Consider the following 24,031-nt stretch of genomic DNA (forward strand, 5'->3'; position numbering starts at 1 on the left):
GCGCCGCATCGCCGCCGCCCTCCGCCCGCCAGCCGGCGGTCCAGCCGAAGGCCAGGGCGACGGCGCATCCGGCCGGGATCTCGGGATACACGGCGAACGTGTTGAAGATCCACGGCGGTCCGAGCGCCAGCACCGCCCAGCCGAAGGTGGCCGCCGAGGCCGACCCGGTCACGGCCCAGGCGAGCCGCCACGCGGCGGTCATCGCGATCGCGCCGAGCAGCAGGAACGCCCACACCACGAGGTCGTAGCCGCCGAGCGCGTACACCGGCGTCATCAACACCGGCATGCCGATGGGGTGGATCGAGTAGATCTGCCGGTTGACGCCGCGCGTGAGGTAGTGCGGCGTGAGCGTGCGGTGGAAGTACTCCTGGTAGTCGCCGCGCGTGTGGTTGTTCTCGATCAGCAGGTCGCCGTCGCGCCAGAGACTCTGGGAGATCACCAGGTAGTGCGGCTCGTCGCCGCCCGGGAACAGCGGCGTGCGCGTGAAGCGCTCGGCGAGCACCGCCGACGAGGCGAGGCTGGCCAGCAGGATGGCCGTGGTCCATCGCCGGCGCCGCGCACGCGCTTCGCCGCTGGTCGCTGTCTGGGATGGTAGGGCCCGCTCTCCGAGCGCGGCCTCGGAGCGAGAAGGTCGGGCCGACTCTCCGCCTCGACTCCGCTCGGGGCCAGCGAGCCCGGCCGTCCGCGGCCACTCCAGCGCAGCGCTCCAGATCGCCAGCGCGCCGAGGATGCCCCAGGCCAACAGGGCGCCGGGGCCGGCCAGCAGCATCAGGCCGGGGGCCAGGTCCGGCACCCACGGCAGGTACGGGAGCACCAGCAGGCCCGCGGCGGCGAGCACGGTGAGCGGTGCGTCGGCGCGATCACGCAGGCCGGCGCGGTGCAGCAGGAATCGGAAGAGGACGAACAGGAGCGCCCCGGCGGCCACGCTGGCGAGCAGCACGGCGGGCGCGGGGAGCATGGCGACGCGCACCGACCCCGAGGGGGCCTGGATGCGGTCGATGGAGCCGAGGGTAGCCCAGAGGCCCAGACCGGCCGCCGCACCGGAGGCGGCGGCCGTCAGGGAACGCGCGATCATTTCGCCGAGAAGTCTACCTTGGGCACCTCGCGTGCGGACGCGGGCGCCTCGAAGTACTTCCACTCGTCGAAGCCGAAGATCTTGGCCGTGATGTTGGACGGGAAGCGACGGCGGAGCTGGTTGTACGCCGTGACCTTCTCGTTGTAGCGGCCACGCGCCACCGTGATGCGGTTCTCGGTGCCCGAGAGCTCGTCCATCAGGCGCATGAAGTTCTCGTTGGACTTGAGCTGCGGGTAGTTCTCCACCACCACGAGCAGGCGGGCCAGGGCCGAGCTCTGCTCGTTGGCCGCGTCGATGGTCTCGCTCGGCGTCTTGGCGCCCGACAGCCGCTCGCGCGACGCGGCGATGCGGTCGAGGATTTCCTTCTCCTGCGCCGCGAAGCCCTTCACCGTGCTCACGAGGTTCGGGATGAGGTCGTTCCGGCGCTGGAGTTGGTTCTCCACCTCCGACCACGAGCCCTTGATGGACTCCTGCTGGCTGGTGAAGGAGTTGTACGAACAGCCCGTCAGCGAGAACAGGGCGAGGACCAGCAGCGCGTGCTGCCAGAAGGTGCGTCGATTCATCGTGTCCCTCGAAATCTCAGGCCCGGGGCCTTCCGCCCGCGACCTGCGGGCGATGGCCAACAGGCTACCTGAATGGTCTTCCGTCGTGTGCTCACGTTGGGCTAGTGGGTCGGCACCAGCCCGCGTGACGCCTACCAGCTCGATCCGCCGCCGCCACCACCGCTCATGCCGCCCCCGAAGCCCCCGAAACCGCCGCCGAAGCTGCCGCCCCCGAAGCTCCCCCCGCCAAAGCCCCCCATCGTCCCGCCCGTCGTCATGCCGGTGCCCCAGCCGCTCCAGGCCGGGCCCCACATCGACCCCGTCCGCCCGCGGCGGTAGCGGCTGCTCGGCCCCCCACCGCCGCTGCTGCGACTCGACAGCCACAGGAACAGCAGGAGGAGGACGATGATGAGCCACAGCGGAATGCCGCCCTGGCTCTGGCGGACCTGCGGGGGAGGCGGGAGGTCGCCCAGCGTCTTGCCGCGTTCCTTGGCAATCCGCTCGGCCACCGCCGTGACGCCTGCCACGAGGCCGTCGCCGTAGCGCCCCTCGCGGAACAGCGGCGCCATCAACTGCCGGCTCACGCTGCCGGAGAAACCGTCGGTGATCGTGCCCTCGAGGCCGTAGCCGACCTCGACCCACACGCGGCGGTCCTTGGGCAGCAGGACGAACAGGACGCCGGCGTCCTTGTCCTTGCTGCCGATGCCGCGCCCGCCGTTCTCGTACCACTTCACGGCAAGCTCGCGCTCGTCGGCGAAGGGGGCAATCGTGTCGCGCGTGGCGACGATGATGACGTCGCCCGTGGCCGCCTGCAGTCGGCGGATGAGGTCGTCGAGGCGCGCCTTGCTCGCCGGATCGATCACGCCGGCGAAGTCGTTGACCGGCGCGGTCAGCGGCGGCAGCGTGCCCTGGGCGCTGGCCGGTGCCCCGGCCAGCACCCACAGCCATGCCACCGCGACGAGCGCCGCCAGGCGGGCTCCGAGGCGCACGCTCACGCGCGCGGCCCTTCCAGGTGCCACGCGTCGATGGCGGCGATCAGGTCCTCGACCAGGTCGAGATACGGCGGGTACAAGTGCACCGCGTCCGAGGGCTCGAGCGCGTGATCCTCCTCGAGCCGCAACAGCCGGGCGATGAGGTCCCTGTCCAGGCCGGCCACCTGGCTCACATGCGCCGCGAGCGCCTCGGGCGGCGACTGCCTGGGTGCCCCGGTGACCTGCGCAAACGTCTGGATCAGCGAGGCGAACGGCGTGGCCGACGCGAGGATGAGGTCGGCGACGTCCTGGGGGCGCTGCCCCGCGAGCAGGAAGCCCTCGCGCAGGTGGATGGCGTGCGAGCGCACCTTCACCTCGCAGGCCCGCCGCATGTCCTCCTCGGCCACCGCCAGGCCCGCGAACGGGTCGGCGCCGGCGATGACGATGTGGTGGGCGATGATGTCGCCGTACTCCAGCGGGAAGGCGTCGAGGCTGCGGGCGAACTCGTTGGCCGGCATCAGCAGCGGCATGTCGAGGCCGCGTGCCTGCCACGTCTCCGACCGGTCGGCGCCGGCCGACAGGTCGGCGTACTCGAGCCGCTCGACGAGCGCCAGCGTCTGCACCGGGGCCTTGACCTCCCGCGGGTGCGGATGCGCGTGCGTCCCGTAGACCAGCACGGCCTTGAGCCGGGCACCGAAGATGGCGGCAAGGTCGTCGGCCAGCGACGCGGCGGCCTGCAGTGCTGTCATGGATCGGATTCTAGCGGGTGTCGGTCCCGGCGCTGCGCTTCACCAAGGTACAGGTCCGACGCACGGACGGGCGACGGGCTGCCGGCGACAGGCGACCTGCGCATGCGACAGCAGGTTGCCTGCAGCCTGTGGCCCGCGGCCGTCTCTCTACCGCTTGCTGAAGCGGTAGTGCGACACCATCCACTCGTTGCCGTCGCGGTAGGCGAAGAGCTCGGCGCAGGCCATGAAGAAGATGCGCCAGCGTGCCCACCAGCGGGTGACCTCGGCCGGGCCGTAGGTGTCGGCGAAGATCTGGCGGACCTGAGGCGCGGCGGCATCCATCCGGGCCAGCCACGCTTCACAGGTCTTCGCGTAGTGCGTCCCCTCGACGCGCCAGTGGGCGTCGACGCGCAGGTCGTCCTGGAAGTACAGGAACAGGTCGTCCGAGGGCATCTGCCCGCCCGTGAAGAAGTGCCGCGCCATCCAGTCGCCCGGCCCGGCGTCCTCGTACGGATAGGCGTACTCCCGGTGCGTGAAGATGTGCACGAACAGCTGGCCGTCGTCGCGTAGCCAGCTCGCCACGCGGCCCAGCAGCTCCGCGTAGTTGCGCATGTGCTCGAACATCTCGACCGAGACGACGCGATCGGCATGGTCGGCGAAGGCGAACGCGTTCATGTCGGCCGTCACCACCTCGAGGTTGCCGAGGCCACGCGCCGCGGCCCGCGCGTCGATGAACGCCTTCTGCGTCCGCGAGTTCGACACGGCCGTGATCCGGGCCTGCGGGTAGCGTGCCGCCATGAACAGCGACAGGGAGCCCCATCCGCACCCGAGTTCGAGGATGCGCTGCCCATCGGCCAGGCCCGCGCGCGTGCACGTGAGGTCGAGCATCGCGGCTTCCGAGGTCTCGATGTCGGTCACGCCCGCCGCCCAGTAGCCGCTGCTGTACTTCAGGTGAGGGCCCAGCACCGTCTCGAAGAAACCCGCGGGCACTTCGTAGTGCTGCGTGTTGGCGTCGGCCGTGGCCACCGCAATCGGCGACTGCCGCAGGGTATCGATCCACGCCATCTTCGCCGCGTGCGCCGCTTCGGCCCCGCTGCGACCCTCCTCGCGCAGGCGCGTCGCCAGGTTGCGGCGGATGCCGGCGCGGATCAGGGAGTCGGGCACGACATCGCGGTCGAGCAGGGCGTCAACGGACAGGACCATGGCGAAGGGAAGAAGAGCAGAAGAGTAGAAGGAAAGAAGGCAGAGCGGGAAGGTGGAAGGGCCCAAGGAACGAAGGCCCCCAAGAGGTGAAGGGGCGCGGGCCGAAGGCCGCGCCCGCGAGAATTTCACATGTCCAATTTCAAATGGCCAGGTTCCGTCGTGGCCCGGGGATGAAGACGTTCGTGGTGCGCTGGTACTCGCGGTAGGCGTCGCCGCGGCTGCGCAGGGACGAGGCTTCCGCGTAGGGCACGCCGGTGCCGTAGCGCATCACGTAGAACATGAGCGGGATGACGTGCAGGCCCAGCCAGCCGTTCGGCGATCCGAGCGCGAACACGCCGAAGCCGCACCAGATGACCCACTCGAAGAAGTAGTTGGGGTGGCGTGAGTAGGCCCACAGCCCGTCCTGGCACACGCGGCCCTTGTTGGCCGGGTTGGTCCGGAAGCGTGCGAGCTGGCGGTCGGCGAGGGCTTCGCCGGCCAGGCCCACCACGGTCAGCGCGGCGCCGACCCACTCCAGGGCCGCGAAGGCGGGCGTCGGGTTGAGCGCGATCAGCGCGAAGGGCACGGTGAGCACCAGCGCCGCCAGTGCCTGTACCTGGAAGAATCCGAGCATCTTCGCGTTGGCCGAGGAGCCCCAGTGCGCGCGCAGCGCCGCGTAGCGCGAGTCCTCGTGGGGATGCTCGTTCCGCACGCGCACGTAGAGGTACGAAGCGAGTCGCAGGCTCCAGGCCGCCACCAGGGCCACGAGCAGCGCGTCGCGCGGCGCCCACCCGGCGCCCAGCCAGGCATAGGCGACGGCGACGGGCGTGAACGCGGCCGACCACGCGACGTCGACGATGCCCGCGTTGCGCAGCCGGAGCGACAGCAGCCACACGGCCACCATCATCAGGACGAGAAACCCCAGGCCCACGGCCAGCAGGGACGGCAAGGCGGTCATGTCCCCCTAAAGACGCGGCCCGGGCGACCGGAGTTGCTCCTGCCCAAGGTGCGGGGCACAATCGGGCCGCAATGCGACTGCGCGAACTGCACGTCGGGTGTCTCGGTGGCGGAACGGGACTTCCCAGCCTTCTCGGCGGCCTGAAGGCCAATCCCTGGCTCCAGGTGCACGCCATCGTCACCATGTTCGACAGCGGCGGCAGTTCGGGAGTCCTGCGCGACGAACTCGGTGTGCTGCCGCCGGGCGACGTGCTCAAGTGCGCCCTGGCGCTGGCGCGCGACGAAGGCGAGGCGAGGCGCGTGCTGCTCACCCGCCTGCCGACGCTCGAACACCGACGGCTGGGCGGTCACACCGGCGGCAACCTGCTGCTGTCGATGATGGAGCAGTTCTCGGGCGACTTCCAGGCGGCCGTGGACGGCCTGCGCGCGGTGCTGGGCTGCCGCGGCTACGTCTGGCCCATCAGCACCGAACGGGCCAGCCTGTGCGCCGAGTACGCCGACGGCGGCACCACCACCGGCGAGGTGGAGGTCGACGCCGGGCAGCTCGAGGGGCGCCCCGTCAGGCGCGTGTGGCTCTCGCCGTCGGTCGTGATCCATCCGGCCGCGCGTGACGCGCTGGGCCGGGCCGACGCGGTGATCATCGGCCCGGGCAGCTTCTTCACGAGCCTGGTGCCGCCCCTGCTCGTGGAAGGCGTGCGCGACGCCGTGGCGCAGGTGCAGGGCCCGGTCGTGCTCGTGGCCAACCTGCTGACCGAGGGGCGCGGCATGGCCGACTTCACTGCGGCCGACGCCGTCCGTCACATCAGCAGTGTGCTCGGGCGTCCCGTGGACACCGTCCTGTTCAATGCCGCCAGGCCGGGCCGCGACGTGCTCGACCGCTACGCCGCCGAGCACAAGCACCCGCTGGCACTCGGCGACATGCCGCACGAGACCGAGGTGGTGCAGGCGCCGTTCTGGCATGGGCCGATTGCGCGCCATCACCGGCGTCGCCTCGCCTACGCCATGTGGGGCGTGCTGGCGCGGCGACTGCTGTGACGTGGCAATTTGAAATTTGACATTCGAAATTCTTGGCGGCTTGGCCTTCGGCCTTCGCTCGCTGCCGTGTAGGTAGGGCCGCGTGTCCCACGCGGCCGACAAAGCGGCGCGGTGGGACACCGCGCCATACCTCTACGTAAGCGAAGCCGCGCCCCGCGAGAATTTCAAAGTTCGAAGTTCAGGCTCTTGCCTTCTCGAATTGACTGATTCACGAAATGCGCCACCGCCGCGGCGCGATGGCCGAAGCGGGCGTCCTCGATGGGCTGCTTGCGTGATCGAACCGCGTCGACGAACGTCCTGACGTGGGCGATGTCCTCGTTCTCGCCACGGATCGCCCACTCCTCGCCGGACGACGAGGCCTGCTGCCGCTGCGCGCCGGGTGTCTCGATCGCCTGCACCTTCGGGTCGTCGTAGTAGGCCCGCTCGAGCGCCTCGGGCCATGAGCGCACCACCCAGCGGTTGTTGTCGCCCCCGGCTTCCGTCGTGAGGCGAAGGCGATCGCCGAGCAGGTGCAGCGTGCCCTTCGTCCCGTGGATGTGCACGCCTTCCTCGCCGCCGGTGCTGTTCAGCGTGCAGCCGAGCGTCACGGTGAAGCCCTCGGGGTACGTGAGCACCGCGTCGATGGTGTCGGGCACCTCGTGCGTACCCGTCCAGCGATGCGTGGCGCCTGAGGCCATCACCTGCGACGGGCCCTGCACGTCGAGCACGTGATGGATGGTCGTGGCCAGGTGCACGAACAGGTCCGTCGCCAGGCCGCCGGAGTAGTCCCAGTAGCAGCGCCACCGGAAGAAGCGTTCGAGGCTGAACGGCCGCGCGGGCGCCGAGCCGAGGAACTGCGCCCAGTTGACGGTGCGTTCGTTGGCGTCTGGCGGGATGGGGTAGAGCCACGCGCCACCGGCGGAGTTACGGTTGAACGCGGCACGCACGAGCGTGATCTGCCCGAGCCGGCCGCTCTTCACGATGTCGCGCGCGGCGTGCTCGAGCGCCGAACTCGGCCCCTGGCTGCCCACCTGCAGCACGCGCGACGAGCGATCGACGGCCGCGATGATCTCGCGCCCCTCGGCCACCGTGTACGTCATCGGCTTCTCGAGGTACACGTCCTTGCCCGCCTCGAGCGCGGCCAGCGCCATCGTCCTGTGCCAGTGGTCCGGCGTGACGATGAAGACGGCATCGACGTTCCTGTCGTCGAGCACGGCGCGGTAGTCGGGGCTGATCACGGCCGAGCCGCCGCTGCGCGCCTTCGCCCGCTCGGCGCGGCCCGTGTACGCATCGCAGAGCGACACGACCTCGAGCCCGGGAATCGCCCGGCAGGCATCGATCAACTGATGCGCACGGGCCCCGGTGCCGAGGAAGCCGAGCCGCAGCCGATCCGACGGCGCGACTGGCTGCGCCGAGGCAGACGACCTCAGCGCCGGCGCGAGGAGGCCTGCCGTGAGTGAGGAGCGGAGGAAGTCGCGTCGGTCCATGGCTGCGGTGGTAATTCGAAATTCGACATGTGAAATTCACGGCGGCACGGCCTGGCGGCCTTCGCTCGCGCGCCATCCCTGAACGTGGCGAGGGGCCGGAGGCCCTCGCCCGAGAATTTCAAGTTTCCAATGTCAAATTGCCTGTTTCTTCTGTGGCAGCAGCGCCACCGCTCCCGCGCCCACCGCGGCCAGGCCCATCAGCAGCAGGAAGCCCGGTCGGTACGTGCCCATGCGGTCGCGCAGCCCGGCGACCAGCATCGGCGAGACGGCCTCGGCGATGCCGTCGGCGGTGAGCACGAAGCCCATCACGCGGCCGAGGCGTTGCACGCCGAACAGGTCGGCCGCCATCAGCGGGATGATCATGTAGTCGCCGCCGAGGCCGATGCCGAAGAGCAGCGCGAACACGTGCAGCATCGTCCACGACTCGGCGAACAGCAGCAGCGGGATCGAGGCCGCGACGATCACGTAGATGAGCAGCATCACGTGCTTGCGTGCCCAGCGATCGGCCAGCCACCCCATCAAGAGGCGGCCGATGATGCTGCCCGCCAGCACCAGCGACAGGATGCGGGCAATCTCGCCCTGGCCATACGTGTGGTCGAGGCTCAGGTACAGCTTGAGGTTCTGCATCGTGCCGCCCACCGCGCCGATGGAGCACATCGACCCCACGAGCAGCAGGTAGAACGCCGGCGTGCGCAACACCTCGCCGAGCGGCGTGGTCGGTGCGGCACTGCCGGGCGCCGCGGCCCGGTACGCGGGCGGCGCGTCCTTCACGAGCCAGGCGAGCGGCCACGCCACCGCGATCATCAGCAGGCCGAGCACCTGCATCGCGCGGTTCCACCCGAACTGCGTCGTCAGCCAGTACGCCAGCCCGGGGACGACGGTGCCGCCGATGCCGATGCCGAGGTAGGCAAAGCCCATGGCCTTGCCGCGCGCCTTCGTGAACCACCGCGACAGGAGCACCTGCACCGGCAGCGGCCCGCCGAACACGTAGCCGAGGGCGTTGAACAGGTAGCAGACGTAGAACGCCGCGAGCGTCGAGACGTACCCGAGGCCGACCATCGCGCCGCCGGCCATGACGATGCCCACGAGCAGCAAGCGGCGCGGCCCGTAGCGATCGATCAGGTACCCGGCGAGATAGCCGAACAGCGGGCCGATCAGCAGCTTCGCGTACGCGTTGCCGGACGTCACCTGCTGGCGCGTCCAGCCGTAGTCCTTCACGAAGAAGTCGTAGAAGAACGTCAGGCCGTAGAGGCCGATGCCGACGGCGGAGAACAGCGCCGCGAAGGCGGTCGCCGCTGCCGTGATCTGCCCGGCGCGCGGGATGTCTTCCTCGTGCATGGGTGACACCTCTCGGGACGGACCAAGGCCCGCTGAAGCCTGTGGCATGGGGGCGTGCCCCGCCGAAGCCTTTGGCGAAGGCGTGGTCATGAGCCTGCCTTCACGGCCTTGAGCCGCGCATGATCGGGATGGGCCGTGTAGAACGGATCAAGAGGGAAGCAACCCGAGACGAGGCCATTGCGCGGGCCGGTGGTGCAGTCGCTGAAGGTGCGGCAGATGGCCTTGCGCTTGAGCGGCTGTCCGCGCAGCACATCGAGCGGCAGGTCCGGATACGACAGCACCATGCGCCCGAGGCCGATGAAGTCCGCGCCGCCCGCGCGCACGACCGCCTGCGCCACGTGGGGCAGCCAGTCCTGCAGGTAGCTGTACGCCGACCCGACGATTCGCAACTGCGGGAAGTCGGCCTTCAGGGCCGCGGTCGCCGCGATCTGGCGCGCCACGCCCTTCAACGGATCCTCTGGCGGCTGGTAGCCGTCCGACGGCGGGAAGGTGGCCGGTCGCTGGATGTGCGGGTTGTAGTACGGGCTGCCGGCGGTGAGGCACACCAGGTCGATGCCGAGGTCGACCAGCAGCGACAGGAACGCGCGCGTCTCCGACAGGTCGGGCGCGGCGTCGCTGCCGTCCCACCGCCCGAAGGCGTAGGCATAGTCGGCCTGCGGGGCTTCCGCCTCGCCGACATCGCCCTCGCCCTTGCGGAAGGGCGTGGTGTCGAACGCCGACAGCCGTACGCCGACGGCCAGTCCGGGCGCATCACGCCTGATGCCCTCGACGGTCTGGCGCAGCAGGCGCGTCCGGCCCGTGAAGTCGCCGCCGAAGCGGCCCTCGCGCGTGCGTGCCGACAGCAACTCGTGCCCGAGGTAGCCGTGGCAGTGCTTGACGTCGACGAACGTGAAGCCCGCGCGCTGCGCGAGCACGGCGGCCTGCACCAGGCGCGCCGAGAGGTCGTCGAGGTCGTCGTCGGTCAGCAGCGGCACCGGTCCGTCGGGGCTCACGCGTCGATCGAGCACCGGGTGCGGGTACGCCGCGAGCGGCTTCGGCTTCTTGTCGGGATCCGGACGGGAGTAGCGGCCCGAGTGCGTCAACTGCAGGCCGATGACCAGGTCGTCGGTGCCCAGCCCTGCCTCGCGATGCCCCTCGAGCAGGTCCTCGCGCAACTGCACGAGGTCGGCTTCAGACGTCGGGCCGAGACACAACTGGTTGGGATTGGCGCGCCCGTCATGCCGCACGGCGAACGCCTCGCCGCCCCAGATCAGCTTGGCGCCGCTCTCGCCGAACCGCCGCCAGCGTCGGCGCGTGAGGTCGGTGGGCCGTCCGTCGGGGGTGCCGTCCCAGCCTTCCATCGGCAGGATGCTGAAGCGGTTGCCGGCGCGTCCTGCCGACGTGTCGGCCGGCTGCGCCAGCGGCGACGCCGGTGCGGCGTCGACGTCGGCCTCGAAGGGCAGCGGGATGCCGAGCGAGGCGACGTGCGCCTGGAACTGCTCGGCGGTCTTGAGTGCGGCGATGCGGGGATAGGCTCGTGACATGAAAGAACGGCTACAGGCTACGGGCTACAGGCTACGGGCTGCAGGCTGCCTGCGCAGGCTCCCTGTGGCATCGGGTCGCCTGTCGCCTGCAGCCTGCAGCCTGACTAAATCTTCGGAAGCGTGTACGGCGCGCGGTACTCGCGCGTCAGGAGCGCGTTGGCCTTCGGGTCGTCCACGCACTCCTCCTTCGCGGCATCCCATGTGAGCTTGTGGCCGGTGCGATACGACACGTTGCCGAGCAGGCACATGGCGGTGGAGTGGTGGGCCACCTCGATGTCGGAGATCGGGCGCTGCCGCGACCGCATGCAGTCGAGGAAGTTGCGGATGTGGGAGAGGTTCTGGTCCGATGTGCCGGCCTTCATCCCCTGCGTGCGCGCCCTGGCCGGCGCGTTCCAGGCACGCTTCCACACCGGCGCCACCGGCTCCTGCTCGCTGAGGTACTGGGGCTTCGGGGCCGTCGACGTGCCGCCGCTCTCGGGAATCACCTCGAAGCCGCCGCGATCGAGGAACAGCGTGCCGTTGGTGCCGTAGAACTCGATGCCGTAGCCGCGGCCGGCGCCGTTGTAGGCGTTGCCCGTCCGGTTGCTGTACGAGCAGATGAAGCCGGGGAACTCGTAGATCGCGTCGATCGTGTCGGGCGTCTGCCGGTTGTCGTCGAGCACGAAGTTGCCGCCCACCGCGTATACCGTCTTCGGCGCCGTTTCCTTCATGCCCCACAGCGCCAAGTCGAGCAGGTGGACGCCCCAGTCGGTCATCATTCCGCCCGCGTAGTCCCAGAACCAGCGGAAATTGTAGATGAACCGGTTCGGGTTGAACGCCACCTTCGGCGCGGGACCGAGCCACATGTCCCAATCCAGGCCCTCAGGCACCGGCACGTCGGCCGGCTTGCCGAGGCCGGCCGGCGACTGGTTGCCGGTGTTCCACGCATGCACGCGATGGATCTTCCCGAGCGTCCCCGACTGCACCACCGTCATCGCTTCCTGGAAGTGCAGGCCCGACCGCTGCTGCGTGCCCACCTGCACCACGCGGTCGAACTTGCGCGCCGCGTTGACCATCGCGCGGCCTTCCTTGACGTTGTGCGAGATCGGCTTCTCGACGTACACGTCCTTGCCCGATTGGCAGGCCAGGATCATCGGGATCGCGTGCCAGTGGTCGACGGTCGCCACGATCACGGCGTCGAGGTCCTGCCGGTCGATCACGCGCCGGAAGTCCGACTCCATCGTCGCCGCGCCGCCGGCCTGCTTCTCGGTCATGCGCTGCGCACGCCGCCGGTTGACGTCCCACACGTCGCACACCGTGACGATCTGCACGTCGTCGTGCTGCTGGAAGTTCCCGAGGTGCGAGCGGCCCATCCCACCGACGCCGATCGACCCGATGCGGATGCGGTCGTTGGCCCCGAGCACGCGGCTCCGGCTGGCGGCGGTCTGCGCCATCGCGGGCGTACCCGCCACGAGGCCGCCTGCCACGCCGGCAGCGGCCGAGGACACGAAGGATCGTCGGGAGATGGACATCAGAAAGTCACCAGGTCGGAAATCGTGATGGGCCGATTCTCTTCACAACTGCGGCGCGCGGCAATCCCGGTGAGCGTCGACATCGCCCCGGCCCGGGAATCGGGCAGGCGCAGGTGGGTCGGCACGTCGGGCCGGCGGAAGATCAGGTTCCGCAGCACGTCGTCGGCGCCGCCGTGCTCGCCCTCGACGGTCGGCACCGACACCATCGTGCGCTGGCCGAAGGCCTTGATCACCGAGACCTCGAACTCCTGCTCCACCTTCCAGGGCTGGTTCGCGTACGAGCGGATCTCGATCCGGCCGCCGTCGCCGTTGAAGCACAGCGAGTGGCCCTCGATGGGCATGTAGGCGTTGAGCGAGTACGACAGGATGACGTCGTTGCTGTACTTGATCGTCGCCGTCATGGTGTCGTAGGTCGTCACCTCGGGCCGGAACACGCACGCGTCGCGCAGGTAGCCGTCGACCTTCTCCACCTCGCCGCCGTACAGCCGCATCGCCGAGGCCGACTTGGTCATGTCCCAGTAGAACGGGCACTCCGCCTTGTGCGTGCACGGGCGGCAGTTGGTCGACCGGAAGGGCCCCGCGGCCCCATAGCGCTTGATGCCGCCATAGGCCTGCACCTGCACCGGCTCGGCGTCGAGCAGCCAGTTCACATAGTCGAAGTGGTGCGTCGCCTTGTGCACCCAAAGCGACCCGCTCTTGGCCTTGATGCCGTGCCAGCGGCGGAAGTAGTCGGTGCCGTGGCTGGTGTCGAGGTACCAGTGGAAGTCGACCGATCGGATCGGCCCCACCGGCTGCGACATCAGCAGTTCCTTGATCTTCACGTGCGCCGGCGCGAAGCGCATGTTGTGGCCGACGATGATCTTGCGCTTGTTGCGCTTCTCGGCGTCGATCACCGCCTGGCACTGCTTCTCGTCGGTCGTCATCGGCTTCTCGGTGATCACGTCGATCCCGAGGTCGAGCGCACGCACGATGTACTCGGCGTGGTAGGCGTCCACCGTCGTCACCGCGATCAGGTCCGGCTTGGCCTCGCGCACCATCCGGTCGAAGTCGGTGAACACCGGGCAGTCGACGCCGAGCAGGCCGCGGACCACCTCGGCCCGCTTCGGGTTCGGGTCGCACAGGCCGACGAACTGGACGGTGTCGCCCCACTTGGCCTTCACACCGGTGCCCCACATCGACGATCCCCGGCCGCCGGTGCCGACGATGGCGTAGCGGCGGGGGCGGGCAGGGGCGGGACCAGCCTGCAGGGCGGCCTCGACGGAGGCAGGAAGGGCGGTGGCCGCCGTGAGGGCGGCCGCGGATGACGAGAGGAAGTCGCGACGATTCATGGGACGGTGGCCCAAGCCTATGCCGCCCGCGCGCGAATTGGTAGGGGGAAGAACGGCGACGGGCTGGAGGCTGCAGGCCGCCTGTGGCCGGTCGCCTGTCGCCCGTCGTGTCGCGACGAGGCAGGGCATCGTGACGATGCCCTGCCTCCGCGTCGATCAGAAGAAGATGCGGGCGCCGACCTGCAGGTTGATCGGCAGGTTGTTCTGGCTGGTCACCTTGCCGAAGTTGGCGCTCGTCGGGTTGAGGTCCGGGTTGTTGAAGAAGGTCTGGTTGAACGCGTTGTAGATCTCGAAGTGCAGCTGTGCCCTCACACGCGACGTGAACTCGAAGCGCTTCACGATGGACATGTCCATGTAGTTCAGCGCCTGGGCCCGGAGGTTCGCCGGGCGGCTCGGCAGCGTGCGGTAGTTCTGGGCCAGCTGGATGCGCGAGTCGTTGCGGCGCTGCGCCTCCGGGATGTCCTGGAAGTAGAAGCCGCTGACGTCGAACACCGGGTTGTCCACGTTGTCGCTGGAGTAGCTGGTGGTCAGCGCGTTGATGTCGCCGTTGTAGTAGACGTTGCCGATGGTGAGCGGACGGCCGCTCTGCCACTGCCAGATGGCTGATGCGCTCCAGCCGCCGGCGATGGCGTTCAGGAAGCCGTTCCAGTTGTTGCCCCACTTGCGGCCACGGCCGAACGGCAGCTCGACGATACCGTTGAGCACCACGCGGTGCGGCACGTCCACGTCGGACCGCCGCTCTTCGTAGATGCCGGCCGGGCCGTCCACCGCGTTGAGCGCGAAGTTCTGCTCGGTGAAGCGCGACACGGTGTAGGTGGCCAGGAACGAGTAGCCGTCGCTGAACCGCCGCTCGACGCGGAACTGCCCCGACTGGTAGCTGCTGGTGCCGTCGAAGTTGCGGCTGAGCACCTGCGTGAACTGCGGGAACGGACGGAGCAGCTGGCTCTTGGCGACGTTGGCGGTGTTCAGGTTCGTGCCCGGCAGCAGGCCCGAGAACGGGTTGGCCACCGGCGTCGCCAGGTTGGAGATCACCGCGTTGTCGCGCACGTTGCTGGTCGACAGGTACTGCCGCGGGATCGGGTTGATGTCGGTCTCCACAGTGAGGTCGTAGCCGCGGTTGCCGGTGTAGCCGGCCTCGACCACCCAGTTGCCGAACAGCTCGCGCTGCACGTTGACCGCCCACCGCATCGCCTGCGTATTCCTCGCATCGACGTTCGTCGTGTAGCGGTTCAGGCCCTGCCCGACGAACGTGTTGACGCCGGCGCTGTTGCCCGCCGGCTGGATCACGCCGCCAGGCCAGGGATTGGTCAGGTCGGCCTGGTAGGTGAGGCCGCTGTCGTTGCTCACGATGATCGGCGTGCTCTGCGCGAAGCCGGGCTGGAAGATCGCGTAGTCGAACAAGAGCGGGCTCGTGTAGATGGCCCACCCGCCGCGCAGCACCGTGCGTGAGTTGAGCTGGTACGCGAAGCCGAGGCGCGGCTGCCAGTTGTTCCGGTCGGCGTTCCAGAAGCCCGGGTTGTCCTCGCTGGCGAACGTGACGCCACCGACGGGATTGAAGGCGCTCGCCGCCAGCTCAGGCACCGGGCGAAGCGCATAGGCCAGGCGAGCCTGGTTGGTCACCGCCAGCTGCGCCGTCGGGTCGAAGCCGCGCACGTTGGCGTTGGCGTCGTCGCTCGGCGCGTTCTCGTACTCGTAGCGCAGGCCGAGGTTGACGGTCAGCTTGCTGGTGACCTTCCAGTCGTCCTGGAAGAACACGCCGTGGTACGGGCTGGTGTTGTCGCGGCCGGGCGCGAGCTCGATGCGGCTGCCCGACTGCGGGAGGCCGAGCAGCATCGCCGCGAGGTCCTGGCCGATGGGAGCGTTCGGGAGGCCCGAGCCGCCGTTGGTGAAGCCGGCGTTGAACTGGTAGATGCCGGCCACGTGGTACGTCGGGTCGTTGTGCTCCTTGTACTGCCGGTAGTCGTAGCCGAGCCGCACCGAGTGGTTGCCGAAGAACTTGGTGACCGTCGGCTGGAACGTGAAGATCTGCGACGTCGTGCCACCGGCGTAGGAGTCGCCGATGGCGCTGAAGGCGCCGGGCTCGATGCGCGGGAAGTACTTGAAGTCGCCGAAGAGCGCGTCGGTGCTGCTCGAGAAGCCGAGGCTGCCGGGGTCGAAGATGCCCTGATTCTGGCGCAGGCTCGGCTCCTGGAACCGCGACCAGCTGCCACGCAGGTTCAGCACCGTGGTCGGGTTCATCGTCCACACGTGGTCGGCCGTGAGTGCGTCGTTGATGCGGAACAGGAAGTTGCCGGTCGGCGTGATGCCGTTCTGCTCGCCGGTCCAGGCGCCGCGGTACTCCGTGCGGTTGTTGCGTGAGTAGCGGGCGAAGGTCTTGTTGTTGTTGTTGAACTGATGATCGAACCGGAAGTTGGCCGAGTAGAAGTCGTCGCCGCGGGCGTTGGTGCTCAGGTAGTTGTTCTGCCCCTGCGCGTTGCCCGCCTGATTCGGCGCCGGAAAGTACTTCAGCATCTCGCGCGCCACCGGGCTGATCCGGTTGGCGGGGATGATGTTGCCGGGGAACGGGTCACGTCGTACCTGGCCGTTGACGAGGCGCGCCGTGGCCGGGTCGAAGATCTGGATCCCGAGCGGCAGCAGGGCAGAGAAGTCGCCATTGCGCTGGGCCTCGGTCGGGACGGTGAACTGGCCGGGTTCGGGGAATTCGTCGTACAGCCACTCGAAGGCACTGAAGAAGAAGGTCTTGTTGCGGCCGTTGTAGAAGCCGAGGTCCACCGGGCCACCGAACGTGCCGCCGAACCGCTTGTAGTCCAGCGCCGCCTTCGGCTGTCCCGCTCGCTCCAGGAAGAAGTCGTTCTTGCCGAGCGTCTCGTCGCGGTAGTGGTAGTAGCCGTCGCCGCGGAACGTGTTGCTGCCGCTCTTCATCGTCACGTTGACGGTCGCGCCGGCGGTGTGGCCCTGCTGCGCGTCGAACGTGGCCGTCTCCACCTTGAACTCCTGCACCGCACCGGCAGGGGGCACGAACGCCGCGCGGCGGCCGTGCGCCATGTTCGGCGAGCCGTCCAGCGTGAACTCGTTGCCGCCCGAGGCGCCATTGGACGTGATGGCCGAGGTGCCGGCGTTGTCGAAGGGGCGCGAGAACTTCAGGTCGCCCGTGTACACCGTGCCAGCCGCGAGGCGCGTCAATGTGAACGGGTTGCCGTCCGAGAGCGGCATCAGCTGGATGCGCTGCTCGTCGATCACCTGGCCCTGCGACGCCGTGCGCGTTTCGAGCAGCGGCGCGCCGCCGGAGACGGTGATGGTTTCCTCGAGGCCGCCGACCTCGAGCGTGAAGTCGAGCTCGATGCGGTCGCCGATCCGGACCTCGACGGCCTTCTGCTCGACGCGCTTGAAGCCTGTCAGTTCCACCACGATGTCGTATCGACCGACCGAGATGAACGGGATGGAGTACCGTCCCTGCTCGTCGGTGACTGCCGTGTTGACGGTGCCGGTGGCGGCATTGGTCACCGCGACCGTCGTCCCTGGCAGTGCACCGCCGGAGGAATCGAGCACCTTGCCGGCGATGGCGCCGCGGGGATCCTGCGCCGCCAGTGGCGCGCTGAGGCCGATGACACACACCAGGGCCAGCACCCATTGCCAGCCGAGGCGACCACGTTGCAGGAGCGTCTGCATCTCGAGAACCCTTTCCGACCTGTCTTGACGCATGAGAGGTCGCACCATTTCACTTACTGACCGAACCGGCGCCGCTGATGAAGGCGGGCGAGCGACGACCAATCCATCTCTGCGTTGAGTTGAGCGGGCGGAGTATAGCAAGAAGCGCCCCTCGCTGGTATGCGATTCCCGCCCGTCGCACGGCTGTGGTTAGACCACTTCGTGTCCTGTCGGCAATATTCCTGCAACGCTCAGTCAGCGTGCGTATGCTCGGGGACTTCGCTGATGGTGCGGTGAATGGCCACGAAACAGCAAGAGGCCGCCACGGCATGTCGCCGGGCGGCCTCTGATCCTGCGAAACGCGTCTGTCGTTAGCGTTAAGCGTTAAGCGCTAAGCGTTAGAAGGCGTACTTCAACGCGAAACGGATGATGCGCTGGTTGCCGGCGCCCGTGATCGTACCGAACTGCGGGCTCGCGAGACTCGTGTTCGGGTTGTTCCACGCCGGCGTGTTGGTCAGGTTGAAGGCGTCGGTGCGGAACTCGAAGAACCGATAGCTCTGGCCGAACGTGAACCGCTTGACCAGCGAGAAGTCGAGCGCCGTGAAGCCGGGGCCGCGCATCCCGCTGCCGTTGCGCGTCGTGTTGCCGAAGGTCGCCGCGGCCGGCTGCGCGAATGCGGCCCGGTCGAAGTAGTACACGTTCGGGCCCTTGTCCCCGATGATGTTCGGCTCGGCGACCTGATTGGCATACAGGGTGTTGCCCGGCGCACGCAGCAGGGCGCCGTCGGCCGTGACGCTGAGCGGCGTACCGCCCATGAGCGTCAGGAGGCCCGAGGCCTGCCAGCCCCCGAGCACGTTGCGCAGCAGCGCGTTGTCGGCGTCGCGGAAGAACGGCATGTCGACCACGAAGCTGCTGACCCACGTGTGGCGGCGGTCGAAGCCAGCGAGCCCGTAGCTCAGTTCCCAGTCGGCCGGCGTGGCGATGCCGCCGTTGTCGTCGGCGAAGTTGCGCGCGCGGCCGTAGGTGTAGCTGTTGGTGACCAGGATGCCGTTGAGGAAGCGACGGTCGATCTTGGCCTGCAGCGAGTGGTAGTCGCTGCGCTCCGGCACGCGCGAGGGCACGTCGGCCGTTCGGCCGAAGGGCGCAAACAGCGGACGGCCTGCCTGGTCGAGGCCGAGCACGGTGGCGGCGTTCAGGTTGAGGGCGTACAGCATGTCGACGCCGCGGTTGCCGACGTAGGCCACTTCAGCGGTGAACCCCGCCGGCAACTGGCGCTGGTAGGCGACATTCCACGAATGCAGGATGCCGCCGAACAGCGTCTCGGGGATGGCGAACAAGCCCGAGTTGCGGAGGAACGGCTGGTCCACCGGTACGATGCCGTTGCTAGGGATGTCCACCGTCCCCTGCACCGGGAAGCCGGTCCGCAGCGAACCACCCTGCGTGAAGGCGTTGCTGGCCTGCTGGAGCACGTTGCCCTTGGTGGGGTAGTTGAAGGCATACGAGTTGTCCGGGTACGGCGCCGTGCTCGCCCCGTAGCCGGCGCGGAGCACGTCGCGGTCCGTGATGCGCCAGGAGATGCCGGTGCGCGGGTTGAAGTTCCACGTGCGCGTCGTCGCGCCGAGGTTGGCCGGGATGTCGCCGTAGCCGGAGACCCGCAGCGTGTTGTTGGTGGTGTCGTACGTCGACAGGCCCCCCTGCTCGACGATGCCCGTGAACGGCGTGTAGTACTCGTAGCGCACGCCGAGGTCGACGGTGACGTTCGGCCGCACCTGCCACTTGTCGTGCACGAAGAAGAAGTACTGCTGGTGCCTGGTCCCGGGCTCGTCGATGAACGGCACGTCGCGACGGACGTCGTTGGCATAGTCGAGCATGAAGCTGGCCAGCGAGTTGGCGACGTTGTTGCGGATGGCGGCCGCGTCGGTCGGCGACGACGTGCCCGACCCGTTGAAGCTGAAGGTGCCGCGCGGGCCGCCGAAGTCCTGCGTCTGCAGCAGGAAGTCACGGTTGCGGCGCAGGTCGGCGCCGAACTTCACCGAGTGGTTGCCGGCCAGCTTGGTCAGCGTGGCCGCGAAGGTCCACGTGGTCTCGCCGCGGTCCCAGGGCATGGAGTTCGAGAAGCCCACCACCGGGTTGCTGTAGTTCTGGATGTTCACCGACATGATGCCGGACGTGAAGTCGTTCAGGTTCACGCCGGGCACGCCCAGTTCCTGGGCCGTGTTCATGCCCTGGCCTTCGGAGGCCGCAACGTTGTGGTACCAGGTGAGCCCGCCGCGCGCTTCCATCACGAGCGTGTTGCTCCAGGTCTTCGTCCAGTTGAGGCCCGTGACTACCGTGTCGTTGGTGCCGGTGCCGGCGAAGCCGCCGTTGGCCGGGCCGCCGATGGCGCCGGCGTAGGGCGACGGGTCGATCACGACGGGGCGCATGAAGCTGAAGCGCGGTGACAGCTGATCGCTGCTGCTCACCTGCCAGTTGACCTTGATGTCGAACTGGTCGGTCTTGCGCTCGCGGACCGTGGTCGACTCGTAGTTGGGCTGACCGATCGGCTGGTTCGGAATGTTCGGCATCGGCACCCGGCTCAAGATGTCGCGCGAGATCGGGCTGATCCGATTGGCCGGCACGACGTTGTTGGCAAACGGCATCCGGTTGTTGCCGGCGGCGTCGCCCGACAGCGGGTCGCGGATGACCGTGTTGGTTGCGGAACTGAAGTCGCCGTTGCGCCACTCGGCCGGCGGCACGAAGAAGCGCCATACCTTGCCGAGGTTGTCGTTGGTGCGCTGGTAGTCGCCGAAGTAGAACAGCTTGTTCTTGCGGATGGGGCCGCCGACGACGAAGCCGAACTGGTTGTAGGTCGTCTCCGGCTTGGTCCGCGCGAAGTACGGCGTGGCGTTGAGGCTGTCGTTGCCGTGGAACCAGAACGCGCTACCCCGCAGGTCGTTGGTGCCCGACTTCAGCGTCACGTTGGTCACCGCGCCACCGGCGCGGCCGAACTCCGCGTCGAAGTTGGAGGTGCTCACCGACACGGTCTCGAGCGCATCGGCCGACGGGATCAGCACCGTCAACAGGCCCGTGCGGTGCGTGTTGTCGAGACCCTCCATCTGCACGTTGTTGGCCAGGCGGCTCTGGCCGTTGACCTTGCTCTCGAGCGAGTCCTGCGAGTTGAAGAATTCGGAGTGCGGACGCGTCGGGCGCGTCGCGCCGGGCACCGTCGCCCACATCCCCTGGAAGTTGCGGTTGAAGCCGAGCGGCATCGCCGCGATGGCCTCGCCCTCGATGATGCGGCCGGTGTCGGCGCGGTCGGTCTGCAGCGCCGGGGCCTCGGTGGTCACCGTGAGCGTCTCGCTCAGGTCACCGACCTCCAGCTTGAAGTCGGCGCGGATGGTGCTGTTGACGTCGACCTGGATGTTCTCGCGGACGGCTTTCTTGAAGCCGGCCAACTCGGCCTCCACCTTGTAGACGCCGGGCTGCACGTTCGGGAAGTTGAAGTTCCCCGACTCGTTGGTCACGGTGTTCTGCGAGATGTTGGTCCGGGTCTCCGTGATGGTGATGGTGGCCCCCGGGACTGCCGCGGCGGAGGTATCCGCCACGTTGCCGAGGATGCCGCCGCGAGCGGCCTGCGCGCGAGCCGGGGTGACGGAGGCCGTCACGCCGATCAGTGCCAGGAGACCACAAGCCAGCCATTGAAGCCGACGTGCCCTGAACATGTTCACTCTCCGCGGCGGGCACGGCGAAGCCGGCCGCCTGCATACCGGTGCGTGTCGGGCCGCGTTGCGCGGTCACCTGTCAGCACCGACGTGGTTTGACCAATGTCGATGGGATCGGACTTTACGGCAGGGTTACGCGCAAGTCAAACGCTGCCATACCAGCCGGCGCAGTCTCCGGACCGCCCTTGGCATGACCACTTCGCCCCGGTGCGCGGACCCCGTCCGCGCCGGGCGTTCGCGGTACGATGGCCCCACCCATGGCTCCTGTCGCTTCCGAAGCCGCGCCTCTCTCCGCGTACGCCATCCAGGTGGACCCCCGCGACAACGTCGCGGTGGCCCGCGTCCCGGTGCCCCGCGGCACCCACGTGGTCGTCGGCGACCATGTCGTCGAGGTGCTCGACGACATCACGCCCGGCCACCGGTTCGCCCTCGACGCCATTCCGGAGGGCGAGTTCGTCCGGCAGTATGGCCAGCCGATCGGCACGTCGAAGGGCGTCCGCCTGGGCGCCCTCATCTCGCGCGCGAACATGTCCAACGAGGTCCCGGTGGTGCGGGAGCTCGCCGAGAGTCAGGCCACGCCGGCGCCGGACTACGTGCCCGAGGCAGAGCGCGCCACCTTCATGGGCTACTACCGGCCGGACGGCCGCGTCGGCATCCGCAACTGGGTGCTGATCGTGCCCACGAGCATGTGCGCGGCGCACGAGGCGGTGCAGATCGCCACGGTGGCCGAGTTCACCCTGTTCGACAAGGCGAAGTACCCCAACGTCGACGGCGTGGTGGCCATCCCGCACAACAAGGGGTGCGGGTGCTCCGACGGGTCCAACATCGAGGTGATGCTCCGTACGCTGGCCGCCTATGCCGAGCATCCCAACGTCGGGGGCGTCGTCTTCATCGGCCTCGGCTGCGAGAAGACGAACCTGACGGTGATGGAGCAGTACCTCTCCGACCTGCACCGCCCGCTGAACAAGCCGGTGGCGCGCATCGGCATCCAGGAGGCTGGCGGCACGCAGGGCTCGGTCAAGCGCGGGCTCGAGGCCGTCGAGGCCATGCTGCCCGTCGCCAACCAGATCACCCGCCAGCCGGCGCCCATCAGCGCGTTGTCGCTGGGCGTGAAGTGCGGGGGCTCGGACGGCTTCTCGGGGCTGTCGGCCAACCCGGCGCTGGGCCGCGCGGCGGACGAACTCGTGCGGCACGGCGGCACCGTCCTGATCACGGAAGTGCCCGAGTTCTGCGGGGCGGAGCACATCCTCGCCTGGCGGGCCAAGGATGCGGCGACCGGCCGGGCCGTCTACGAGATGGTCGACTGGTACAAGGACTACGCCGCCAAGTTCGGCACCGTGCTCAACGAGAACCCCAGCCCGGGCAATGTCGCGGGCGGGCTCCTGAACATCACCATCAAGTCGCTCGGCGCCATCGCCAAGGCGGGCACGACCCGTGTGGAAGGCGTGGTGGGGTACGCCGAGCAGCCCCCCGGCCCGGGCCTCTACCTGATGCAGGGGCCGGGGTACGACCAGGAATCGACGCCGGGCCTGATCGCGTCGGGCGCGCAGCTGGTGGTGTTCACGACCGGTCGCGGCACCACCATCGGCAACGCCATCGCGCCCGTGCTCAAGCTGGCGTCCAACACCCAGATCTTCGAGCGCATGAAGTCGGACCTCGACATGTCGGCCGGCGCCATCATCGACGGCACGGCGTCGATCGACGAGGTCGGCCTCGAGGTGTTCGAGCACGTCCGCCGCGTCGCCAGCGGCGAGATCCTCGGCAAGTCCGAGGAGAACAAGCACCGCGAGTTCCAGGTGTGGGCGGAGCAGTCGGTCAGCCTGTAATTTGAAATTGGAGATTTGAAATTGACGGGCCCGCGGCTTCGCCGCCGGGCCGCGAGGACCTTCGCCCAGGTCGACGACGCGACGTGCACATGAATTTCGAATTTCAAATTTCAAATTGCGGGTGTCACGCATGAGGGCCGCCGTCCTGACCGCGCCGGGCGTGATGGCGGTGCGCGACATCGGCGATCCCGAGGTCGGCCCGCGCGATGTCGTGGTGCGCGTGACCGGTGTCGGGCTGTGCGGCACCGACTTCCACATCTTCGAGGGGCACGCCAACTACCACACCGATCGCCTCGGGCGGCCGGTGCCGTTCGACGTATCGCCGCAGGTGCTCGGGCACGAGGTGGCCGGCGTCGTCGAGGCGCGCGGGACCGAGGTGCGCGACCTGGCCGTGGGTGATGCCGTAGTGCTCGACCAGGGGCGCAACTGCCTCAGCGCGGGTGCGCATCCCTTGTGCGAGTACTGCGCCACCGGCGACTCGCACCAGTGCGAGACCTACGGCGAGCACGGCATCACGGGGTTGCAGGGCGGTCTGGCCGAGGTGCTGGTCATCCCGGCCGTCAACGCCGTGAAGCGCGGGGCGTCGTTGCCAGCCGAGCAGGCGGCGCTCACCGAACCGCTGGCCTGCATCCTCCACGCACATGACGCGGTCCGACAAGCGTCTGCCATCGCGCGGTATCGCCTGCAGGACGCCGACCCCGCCGCGCGCGTCCAGTCGGTGCTCATCGCCGGCGCGGGCCCCGCCGGCCTGCTGTTCCTGCAGCACCTGCGGAAGGTGGTCGGCTTCGAGGGACGCATCATCGTGAGCGAGCCCAGCGCGACACGTCAGGCGCTGGCGCGTCACTACGGCGCCGACGAGGTGATCGATCCGGTCGGCACCGACGTCGTCGATGCGACGCTCACCCTCACGGGCGGACGTCGCGTCGAGTACCTGATCGACGCCTCGGGCAGCGCGCAGGTGTTCCGGCAGATGCCGGGACTCGTGCGCAAGCAGGCGACGGTGCTGCTGTACGCGCACGGGCAGTCCGGCGTCGATCTGGGCGTGCTCAACAACATCATGTTTCGCGAGCCGACGCTGGTATCGCCGGTGGGCGCCTCTGGCGGCTTCGATGCCGACGGGCGCCCGTCGGTGTATCGTCAGTCGCTCGCCCTGCTCGAGTCGGGGACCGTGGACGTGAGCCGGATCGTCACGCACCGGTA

The 24,031-nt window shown here is 68.8% G+C and carries 15 protein-coding genes and 1 pseudogene; 3 read left to right on the forward strand and 13 right to left on the reverse strand.

Features of this window, described 5'->3' with window-relative positions; all coding sequences use genetic code 11:
• The 6 genes and pseudogenes from ACIRDX_RS10905 to ACIRDX_RS10930 form a co-directional block, all read right to left on the reverse strand.
• Positions 1-1,075: pseudogene (locus tag ACIRDX_RS10905) on the reverse strand (hypothetical protein); the annotation flags it as partial.
• Positions 1,072-1,638: a LemA family protein gene (locus ACIRDX_RS10910; protein ID WP_396625450.1), complete on the reverse strand. Its 567-nt coding sequence runs from the start codon at positions 1,636-1,638 to the stop codon at positions 1,072-1,074. The gene ACIRDX_RS10910 and the pseudogene ACIRDX_RS10905, both read right to left, overlap by 4 nt.
• A gap of 131 nt (positions 1,639-1,769) precedes the next feature.
• On the reverse strand, positions 1,770-2,612 hold the full coding sequence (locus ACIRDX_RS10915) for a TPM domain-containing protein (protein WP_396625451.1): 843 nt from the start codon (positions 2,610-2,612) through the stop codon (positions 1,770-1,772).
• A complete protein-coding gene (locus tag ACIRDX_RS10920; RefSeq protein ID WP_396625452.1) occupies positions 2,609-3,337 on the reverse strand; it encodes a hypothetical protein in 729 nt (242 codons plus the stop codon). Before ACIRDX_RS10920 ends, ACIRDX_RS10915 begins: the two co-directional genes overlap by 4 nt.
• Before the next feature lie 147 nt (positions 3,338-3,484).
• On the reverse strand, positions 3,485-4,519 hold the full coding sequence (locus ACIRDX_RS10925) for an SAM-dependent methyltransferase (RefSeq protein ID WP_396625453.1): 1,035 nt from the start codon (positions 4,517-4,519) through the stop codon (positions 3,485-3,487).
• A gap of 139 nt (positions 4,520-4,658) precedes the next feature.
• Positions 4,659-5,456: a DUF1295 domain-containing protein gene (locus tag ACIRDX_RS10930; RefSeq protein ID WP_396625454.1), complete on the reverse strand. Its 798-nt coding sequence runs from the start codon at positions 5,454-5,456 to the stop codon at positions 4,659-4,661.
• Positions 5,457-5,527: 71 nt separating this feature from the next.
• Here ACIRDX_RS10930 and yvcK point away from each other — a divergent pair, with 71 nt between their 5' ends.
• The gene (gene yvcK / locus ACIRDX_RS10935; protein WP_396625455.1) at positions 5,528-6,490 is read left to right on the forward strand and encodes a uridine diphosphate-N-acetylglucosamine-binding protein YvcK; all 963 of its coding nucleotides are present in this window, start codon (positions 5,528-5,530) and stop codon (positions 6,488-6,490) included.
• A gap of 164 nt (positions 6,491-6,654) precedes the next feature.
• On the opposite strand, the gene ACIRDX_RS10940 is transcribed toward yvcK, so the two are convergent.
• The 7 genes from ACIRDX_RS10940 to ACIRDX_RS10970 form a co-directional block, all read right to left on the reverse strand.
• Positions 6,655-7,956 carry a Gfo/Idh/MocA family protein gene (locus ACIRDX_RS10940; protein ID WP_396625456.1) on the reverse strand — a complete coding sequence of 434 codons (1,302 nt, stop codon included), beginning with the start codon at positions 7,954-7,956 and terminating at the stop codon, positions 6,655-6,657.
• 132 nt (positions 7,957-8,088) lie between these two features.
• Positions 8,089-9,294 carry an MFS transporter gene (locus ACIRDX_RS10945; protein WP_396625457.1) on the reverse strand — a complete coding sequence of 402 codons (1,206 nt, stop codon included), beginning with the start codon at positions 9,292-9,294 and terminating at the stop codon, positions 8,089-8,091.
• Between the two features lie 86 nt (positions 9,295-9,380).
• Positions 9,381-10,817: an NADH:flavin oxidoreductase gene (locus ACIRDX_RS10950; RefSeq protein ID WP_396625458.1), complete on the reverse strand. Its 1,437-nt coding sequence runs from the start codon at positions 10,815-10,817 to the stop codon at positions 9,381-9,383.
• A 104-nt stretch (positions 10,818-10,921) separates the two neighbouring features.
• Positions 10,922-12,328: a Gfo/Idh/MocA family protein gene (locus ACIRDX_RS10955; protein WP_396625459.1), complete on the reverse strand. Its 1,407-nt coding sequence runs from the start codon at positions 12,326-12,328 to the stop codon at positions 10,922-10,924.
• Positions 12,328-13,656: a Gfo/Idh/MocA family protein gene (locus ACIRDX_RS10960; protein ID WP_396625460.1), complete on the reverse strand. Its 1,329-nt coding sequence runs from the start codon at positions 13,654-13,656 to the stop codon at positions 12,328-12,330. Before ACIRDX_RS10960 ends, ACIRDX_RS10955 begins: the two co-directional genes overlap by 1 nt.
• A gap of 156 nt (positions 13,657-13,812) precedes the next feature.
• Positions 13,813-17,325 (reverse strand): TonB-dependent receptor domain-containing protein, encoded by a 3,513-nt coding sequence (locus ACIRDX_RS10965; RefSeq protein ID WP_396625461.1) that lies wholly within the window; start codon positions 17,323-17,325, stop codon positions 13,813-13,815.
• 377 nt (positions 17,326-17,702) lie between these two features.
• Positions 17,703-20,948, reverse strand: coding sequence for a TonB-dependent receptor domain-containing protein (locus ACIRDX_RS10970; RefSeq protein WP_396625462.1), 3,246 nt, complete (start codon positions 20,946-20,948; stop codon positions 17,703-17,705).
• A gap of 314 nt (positions 20,949-21,262) precedes the next feature.
• On the opposite strand from ACIRDX_RS10970, the gene ACIRDX_RS10975 reads away from it, so the two are divergent.
• On the forward strand, positions 21,263-22,831 hold the full coding sequence (locus ACIRDX_RS10975; protein ID WP_396625463.1) for a UxaA family hydrolase: 1,569 nt from the start codon (positions 21,263-21,265) through the stop codon (positions 22,829-22,831).
• A gap of 130 nt (positions 22,832-22,961) precedes the next feature.
• Positions 22,962-24,031: zinc-binding dehydrogenase (locus ACIRDX_RS10980; RefSeq protein WP_396625464.1), on the forward strand; the 1,070-nt coding region annotated here is incomplete at its 3' end.

Source organism: Luteitalea sp., assembly GCF_044337415.1.
In the GTDB taxonomy this organism is placed as follows: domain Bacteria; phylum Acidobacteriota; class Vicinamibacteria; order Vicinamibacterales; family Vicinamibacteraceae; genus Luteitalea.